This window comes from Anabaena sp. UHCC 0204, assembly GCF_009711975.1.
Classification (GTDB): domain Bacteria; phylum Cyanobacteriota; class Cyanobacteriia; order Cyanobacteriales; family Nostocaceae; genus Dolichospermum.
On the sequence record NZ_VIKW01000026.1, the window covers coordinates 63,951 to 71,540 of the forward strand.

A 7,590-nucleotide genomic window follows, 5' to 3' on the forward strand; every position below is an offset into this window, starting at 1 on the left:
CTTACCTAATTTGCTAAATTCTTAAGATTTTTAACACAGCTTCATCAGAAACCCCCACTCACAATCCCCACCTTATGAGTACATTGAAGGTCGGGACTTCCGCATTCCATTAAATTCCTAGCAGTTCATCTAGTTGTATAGTTGGTAAATCAGGGGGAATAACTGTCCTGATGATAGTAACTTTGTTACTTTCCTGTTGGGTAGTCTGATTGAGAGCGATCGCCGCTAAACGGATTTCTAAGCAGCCAAAGGGAATTTTTAAGGAAATTGCCGTTTCTCCTCCGCCCCAGGCGTTAGAACGCAAATCTGGCAGGATATGGGGACCATCTAGTAAACTACGAGTTTGATAATCTTCAACCCATAACTTCACGGCCACCGAAGATGAGACTTTCGGTAATTCTACCCGCACTGTTACAGATGTACCCGCAACAAGCTCACCCTCTGGTACAAACAATTGAGGAGTTGGTAAAGAATCAATGATCACAGGAGAGGAATCAACTGCGACTTGATCCTCTAGGGGGAGAGAATCATTGTGATTTTCTCGAACCTCACTACCTAGACTCTCAGAATCTACTTCTACAGGAATATCATCTATAACTATTTCTTCCGACAACCATACAGGCTGAGTTGCGATCGGATTCAGTAAATTGACTATTTCTGGTTCATTAATTTCTAAAGGAATTTCCTCAAAAGTCTGATTTTCTGGAGTTGCTATTTCCCCATCTAAATTTAATAATTGCTCAATATCTACAGATTCAGTTTCCTCTTCATCATCAGGATCTGGAGATGCTTCCGAGTTGGCTTCAGTCAAAGAACCTCCTTGACTTTGCATCCATTGTTGTAGAAGGGGGGAATGGTTCTGAGTATCAGCTACATCTAATTCTAATTCTTCACTTTTGAAAACTAGAGCAGATTCCTCAACTTCAACTACATCTAATTCTTCACTTTTGACATCTTCCCCGACAATCTCTGCTATTAATTCTGCATAAGAGATTTCGGTTTCATCCATAACAGACTTATTAATTTCTTGACTATCATCTTTTTCTATGGAAGGAACTGCGGTTGGTAACTGTGAAGATTTTTCTGAAGTTTCTAAGTCTCCAATAATTAATTGATTGTTAACTATTTCTTCCTTGGGAGACTTAACTCTTAATCGTCTTAAATACGGAAAAGTAGAATTTATTGGTTTAATTACCAACTTTTTCAAATCTATAGGAGGGATTATCTGTGCTTTTTCTTCAGTAGTAATTTCTGATGTGGGATTGTGAGGTAAAGTCGGTAATTCTGGTGAAAAACCTTCCCCATCTACTAGGGGTTTAATTCGGGGGGGTAAAGGTTGATTTGCAGAAGGCTTGAAAATGTGAAACTGTGCTAGGTTGGGAGTTTTGGCTAAATTGAAAAGTTCTAATCCCACATTTGCAGAGGGCTTTGGTTTATTTGAAAGGTTATTTTCTGGTGGAAAGTCTAGAGGATCTGATGGGGAAGTTTGCTGTGCTAATAATTCAGTGACATTGGCTGTGATTGTAAAAGTATGGCTGGCTAAAAGAATCACTTTACTAACATCGGCTAATGCACCATATAAGTTAATATCAGCCAGAATTAATTTAGATTCGCATTTAGAAGGAATATCAATGAGGCTACTAAAATTAAAAGGTAAGGATTGATTTGTTAATGACTGTTGTAGGCGATTAAGAATACGTGATTCTAGAGGCGATCGCAATGCAATTTCTAGTCTGAGTTGACAAATTCCACCAGTTGCAAATCTTTCATCTTCTAGATTTTCTATCTCATTTACTTCTACATAGCCATGAATGATAAAATTTTCTCCCCAATTAGCAACATAAGTATCTTGATCTAAAGTCAGATTTAGTGATAAAGGTGGAGGTAGTGTAGGCGCATTCTCAATAGTTTCCTCCTCTAGTAAGGATTCATCTTGAGGTAAGGCTAAATCTAATAAATTTTGTAAAATCTGCTCTGTTGTTTCCCCTTTAAACCAGACTGGAGTAGAGTGACTCATCACTAAACTTACTCCCGTATCTGCTTCTAAATCGGATTCATTAGCTAGTTGCGGTTGAGACTCGATACCAGTTTCTTGGGGTAATACTTGAATGTTTAGGGTATGTTGCCAGGATTTACCTAGCATATCTGACATCACATCTCCAGAACACCGTAATTCCCAAATTCCTGGTTTAAAGTAGGTAAAAGGAATTACGGCCATCAGTCCTTCTGCATTCGTGCGTCGCGATCGCTTGAGAATACGTCGTTTAGGTGGAGTCTCTAAGGTTGAGGTATGAATTACCCTCACTTCTATATCAATATTACTTAAGTAAGATCGAGCTAAAACCCGGTACTTACCCGCCAAAATTTTAAGATGGGGAGATTCTAGAGTCCGCCAAGTGCGATCGCCCTGCTTCTGTATCAGAAATTGCCAGTTTTCCATTCTAAGTAAAGCCTAAACCGAAGAGCAGCCCATTAATATTTTTTATTAACTTGCTTGTCAGTTTAACATCCCCACCTCATGAGTACATTGAAGGTGGAGACTTCCGCGTTCCATTAAATTTTATTTTTGTTTTGTTTTTTGATGGGGTAGGAGAATGATCATCCCCAATTTTGCTGGAAATTAGGCAAGATCATAGCGATTTTGATAATAAGCCACTATTTGCTTGAACATTTCCCGGCTTTCCCCGTTAGCGTTTGATTGCCACGAAACCCATAAACCAGAAATTTGACTTTGGTGATAATCAAACTCTAAAGATGTTTGGGATATTAATCCCACTTCTACCCCTATTACCTGCTGGAGATGAGCCGCTATTTCCCTATAAACAGCCAAAGGTAAACCAGGAAATTCTATTCGCTCCTGTGCTTCCATCTCTATGAAGCTCCCACCAAGTTTTCCTGTGGTTTTACGACTGAAATAGCATTACCTACAGAAGCTGTAGTTGATGGTTTAGATTCTTGAGTTGGTTGTTCTCCTACTTGTTTAGCAACTTCAATCCCGTACTGTTCAAAAATTACAATGGGATTGTCACCTTTATTCATTTCAATCCGTTTTACTAGCACACCATTAACCAGTCTTTGTCCAGGTTTTACATACCTACTAGTAGGCTCATCTGGTACTTTGATAATTGCTTGGGGTACTGTACCAACTAAAACTACACCACTGACAACCACTGCTCTAGCCGTTTCCGGTTGTGGAATTGGTGGTACTACTGGTTTGAGTTGCATAGGAGGAACAACACCAGGTAAAACCTTGGGTAGAAGTATTTGTGGTTTAGGCTTTTGGGGTACTTGTGCTGCCCCTCCTGGTGATTTTGGCGCAGTAGTCGGCGCTTTATTCGGTGTCGGCGTATTTCCTGGGATTTGTCTTGTATTAGGTGATGTAGGTAAAGGTGGTAATTTAGGAACTTCTATCTTGTTAGTTGCTGAAGCAGTATTAGTTCCTATTGACTGCACAATTTGTCCAAAAGGATCTGTCCGTCCTTTTTGTACTATAGCCAATCTTTCTGTACTGTTAGTAGGTGGAGTCAAGTTACCAGCCTGAGCCGTAGGGGCGGTAGGTACACTAGAAATAACAGGATTTTGAAAAGGTTGTGCTTGTGTTTGGGGATTTGCGGACGGCTGGGCAATTGGCTGGGGACTAGCTGTATTAGTAGCGGTAGGAGTGTCTTCACCTATCGTACATCCAGCGATCGCCAAGGTTGTTAAAATAGCTGCGGCTGTAATATGTAAATTTTTATCCATTAGCTGCTCTCAAAAGCTATAGGAAAGCTTGTTTATAGAACTCAAGAAGTTAAAATGCAACTCCCTTCAGTGGGAATACGGACTCAACCAAATCGGTTAAGTTCTGAGGTTGCTTAATTAATTGTACTCAATTTTAGACCTATTGGTATTTATATATATCACAAGTCTGAATTTATTCCCATAGGGTTCTGATTTTTCTGAGTTCTGCCTGCACATCTATAGCAATCTGCCATGATTCATTGAAGAGTTTTGCATATTCACTAGTACCGCGGTACGGAATTAAAAATTAAAAAACCTGGTAATTGCAATCGGGCTATGTATGATTTTGAGACAGTATTAGCAGCAATTAAAAATTAAATTCTGAATCAGAAAAGAGTAAACCTAAAGATATCTAAAATAAATTCCAGTTATGGAAGAAACTCCTGTTAATTTATAAATAATTGGTTAAGCTACAAAGATTTTCACATCAAAAAACCAAGTTAACCAGGTAATTTATTGCCGATGTCTTCGGACAGCATAGCTATTCACCATTTACGTTTCAGGGGTTGTGGCAATGGATATTGTGACGCTGTTAATTGTTTGGTTAGTCACGGCTCTTAGCTTGTGGATTATTAGTAAATTACCTTTGGGAGTTGAAATTGATACTCCACAAAAGGCAATTTTTTCCGCCGCAGTTTTAGGTATTATTACAGCATTAGTTAAGCCAATTCTCAAAGTGTTGTTTGTCATACCAGATTTAGCCACCTTTAACTTATTATCTGGTATCTTCACTTTCATGATTGCTGTTGCTTGTTTTAGTATTGCTGCTTGGTTGGTAGATGGTTTTCGCTTGCGTTACGGTATTTGGAGTGCTGTTTTAGGTGCTTTTGCACTCACTATTGTCAATAACATTATCTACAAATTACTAGGTGTGTAATTGGTGATTGGTGATTGGTGATTGGTAATTGGTAATTACTTCCTGTCACCTATCACCTATCACCTTTACAAATTATTCATTCGTACTGGATGGTGCTGCGGTCGTGCTGGCTTGCTGTTGACGCTGATCGCGTTTTTTCCGATCTGCTGACAATATATCCGCCATGACTATGAGTGCTTGCGCCATTTTTTCTAGATTAGAACTGTAGAGTTCTAAATCTTTGATGAGTTTGTCATCTGAGAGATGCAAACCATTAGCGATCGCTTTTAATGTTTCAGTCCGTTGTTTCTCATCTTTGACAAGTTCTGGATCTGACTGTACCAATAATGCAAATAAACCAACACCAAATAAACGACTATATTTAAAGTTGGAATTTGCGGCGATCGCCTCTAGTTGCCTTTGCAAATCAGCATCTTGATCTAAGGAAGTCGCTTGACTCAAGCCAGCAATCAAATCTTTACTGGGTAGACTAACCGCTAAAGCTTGCAATCTTGAAGCATCTTGTCGGTAGCGGTGGGGATCTTGTTCCACAGCCTGACAAATTGCTTGAAAAATTGACTCTTGATCCCGTTCTGGTTGATAGCCTTCCATAAAGCGGTCAAAAGTTGTGACAACGCCCAAGGCATAAATCGCATCGTAGCTAAAATCAACATTGACTGATAGCAGATGCATTTCTACCATTAATTCTTCAACTACCCGGCGGTAAATAGTGTTAATCGGCCTGGTATGAAGGGTGTAGAAGGTTCTTTTTGTATCAGATACTGTACGGACGTTATTCACAAAGAAAATATTTAAGAGAGACGTATTCTTGTTTTCTAGTATGAACCAATAAGACCTAATTCGTGACGGTCAGATCAAAAAGGAGTTTAAAAATCCTATTGACTAGCTAAACTCCGAGGTGGAGTCTGTAAAACTTGTTCTTCAGTATCAAAGATTTCAAAGACTGTATCCATCATTGTGACTTCAAACACCAGCTTGGCTTCTGGATGAACATTACAAATGCGAAAACTGCCCTGAACCTTATCAGCATCACGCATTCCAGCTACTAAGGAAGTTAGTCCAGAACTATCAATAAAATTTACTTGGCCAAGGTTGACAACAACATGAGGACTGTGTTTAGAAATACATTCCTGGAGCTTTAGACGAAATTGCCAAGCAGTAGTAATATCTAAGCGACCCACAGGTGTCAATACCATAACGGTATGACCGTCTTCAGTTGTAAAGGTTTGCTGATCTATATTAATCACTGAACCAATACTTTTTGCTAATATTTGCTAATCAAAAAACTCACAAAGTGAGTAAGTATCAACCAATTCACCAAGGATGATACTTGAATCTTAGTGTAGCTTACTGTAATGGTGTTTAGCGCGAATAACTGACTACTGAGTAAAAAAAAGAAATAATGGATTGGATACGGTAATTAACCAATACCAAACTCATTAGCAAAGTCGGTGGACGTGATATAACCAAAATGCGTGGAGAAAAGTAAATAGGGCTGAAACCCTTTTTCCCCCTGTTCCCTGCTCCCTTGCCCCTGCTCCCTTGCCTATTGTTGGGTTAGTTTCCAGTTTATCCAATCTTGAGGCTTGAGGAAAGTTTCATACAACTCAGCTTCAGGAGAATTAGGTTCTGGTTGGTAGCCATATTCCCAACGCACTAGAGGTGGTAAAGACATGAGAATTGATTCTGTGCGTCCATTAGTTTGGAGTCCAAAAATTGTGCCTCGGTCATAAACCAAGTTGAACTCTACATATCTACCACGACGGTATAATTGGAAATTACGTTGGCGATCGCCATATTCAATGCCATGCCGACGTTCTACAATTGGTGCATAAGCTGGTAAGAATGCTGCACCACAGTCTTGAACCAAAGCAAATATATCTTCCCAAGTGCGGGGCGGTAATTTGTCTATCTGATTACTATACATAGCCGCATCCCCATTGGGATCTGGACCGCGATAGATAGAACCTTGACCATCTTGATAATCTAAAAATAAACCACCAATTCCCCGTGTTTCACCGCGATGTTTCAGATAAAAATATTCATCACACCAGCGCTTAAATACAGGATAATATTCAGGATGATGTTGATCACAAGCTTGTTTTAAAGTTTCATGAAAATGTTTAGCATCTTCAGCAAAGGGATAATAAGGTGTCAAATCAGCACCACCACCAAACCACCAAACAGGACCAGCTTCAAAATAGCGATAATTTAAATGGACTGTAGGCACATAAGGATTTCGTGGGTGCAACACCAAAGAAGTACCCGTTGCATAAAAGCCATGTCCTTCAGCTTCTGGACGCTGGGCTAAAATTGAAGGGGGTAAATGAGAACCCCAAACTTCCGAAAAATTTACACCTGCTTGTTCAAATATTGCACCATCACGCAGTACACGCGATCGTCCACCACCCCCTTCTGGACGCTGCCAGCTATCTTCCTGAAACTTCCCCAAACCATCTAATTTTTCTAAACCTTGGGTAATTTCATGCTGCAAGTTTTGCATAAACTGACTAACTCTAGCCTGAGCATTGACACCCGGTAGAAAATTAGCTGATTCCTTTGTGATAGTGGGGGTTTGCGAGTTGGTTAACATAAATTCCCGAACCTAAAATTACAATTTCCAAACAATTACAAATTTTTGGTGTCAAAATTTGTCAGCAACGAAGGACGTGGGCATCTTCTGGTTCACAGACGTAAATTATTCCAGATATTCAGGTTGTGACCAACACAGTTCCTTTCAACTTGCTGCTAACTGCACTTACTCGATTATCGCCAGTATTTGTGATCTAAAAATGTTAACAATTATTTAGTCTTTAGTCACATCTTCCTCATCAACACCTTTGAGCGTCGCTACTGAACCAGTTTACAGGCAAATACCATTGCTCCAGAAGTCTTCAAATCTCTATGGCAAAGGGAACTACTCTAACAATACC

7 protein-coding genes are annotated in these 7,590 nt (G+C 39.6%); 1 reads left to right on the top strand and 6 read right to left on the bottom strand.

All coding sequences use genetic code 11. From position 1 onward, the window contains the following. Window positions 1-109: 109 nt before the first annotated feature. The 3 genes from FJR04_RS19310 to FJR04_RS19320 all read right to left on the bottom strand — a co-directional run bounded on the left by FJR04_RS19310 (window position 110) and on the right by FJR04_RS19320 (window position 3,741). Window positions 110-2,440, bottom strand: a complete 2,331-nt coding sequence (locus FJR04_RS19310) for a hypothetical protein (protein WP_168497754.1) — start codon at window positions 2,438-2,440, stop codon at window positions 110-112. A gap of 180 nt (window positions 2,441-2,620) precedes the next feature. After that, a complete protein-coding gene (locus FJR04_RS19315; protein ID WP_168497756.1) occupies window positions 2,621-2,869 on the bottom strand; it encodes a hypothetical protein in 249 nt (82 codons plus the stop codon). A 2-nt stretch (window positions 2,870-2,871) separates the two neighbouring features. After that, window positions 2,872-3,741 carry a hypothetical protein gene (locus FJR04_RS19320; RefSeq protein WP_168497758.1) on the bottom strand — a complete coding sequence of 290 codons (870 nt, stop codon included), beginning with the start codon at window positions 3,739-3,741 and terminating at the stop codon, window positions 2,872-2,874. A 553-nt stretch (window positions 3,742-4,294) separates the two neighbouring features. Here FJR04_RS19320 and FJR04_RS19325 point away from each other — a divergent pair. Next, a complete protein-coding gene (locus FJR04_RS19325; protein WP_168497772.1) occupies window positions 4,295-4,657 on the top strand; it encodes a phage holin family protein in 363 nt (120 codons plus the stop codon). Window positions 4,658-4,729: 72 nt separating this feature from the next. Here the strand turns inward: FJR04_RS19325 and psb29 are convergent, their stop codons facing one another. The 3 genes from psb29 to hemF form a co-directional block, all read right to left on the bottom strand. Further along, window positions 4,730-5,437: a photosystem II biogenesis protein Psp29 gene (psb29, locus tag FJR04_RS19330; RefSeq protein ID WP_168497760.1), complete on the bottom strand. Its 708-nt coding sequence runs from the start codon at window positions 5,435-5,437 to the stop codon at window positions 4,730-4,732. 95 nt (window positions 5,438-5,532) lie between these two features. After that, a complete protein-coding gene (locus tag FJR04_RS19335; protein ID WP_168497762.1) occupies window positions 5,533-5,904 on the bottom strand; it encodes an STAS domain-containing protein in 372 nt (123 codons plus the stop codon). Between the two features lie 299 nt (window positions 5,905-6,203). Next, window positions 6,204-7,250: an oxygen-dependent coproporphyrinogen oxidase gene (gene hemF / locus FJR04_RS19340; protein WP_168497764.1), complete on the bottom strand. Its 1,047-nt coding sequence runs from the start codon at window positions 7,248-7,250 to the stop codon at window positions 6,204-6,206. Window positions 7,251-7,590: the final 340 nt, after the last annotated feature.

Coding starts and splice junctions, on each gene's coding strand:
- FJR04_RS19310 (WP_168497754.1), bottom strand. CDS start 2,440: ATGGAAAACTGGCAATTTCTGATACAGAAGCAGGGCGATCGCACTTGG.
- FJR04_RS19315 (WP_168497756.1), bottom strand. CDS start 2,869: ATGGAAGCACAGGAGCGAATAGAATTTCCTGGTTTACCTTTGGCTGTT.
- FJR04_RS19320 (WP_168497758.1), bottom strand. CDS start 3,741: ATGGATAAAAATTTACATATTACAGCCGCAGCTATTTTAACAACCTTG.
- FJR04_RS19325 (WP_168497772.1), top strand. CDS start 4,295: ATGGATATTGTGACGCTGTTAATTGTTTGGTTAGTCACGGCTCTTAGC.
- hemF (WP_168497764.1), bottom strand. CDS start 7,250: ATGTTAACCAACTCGCAAACCCCCACTATCACAAAGGAATCAGCTAAT.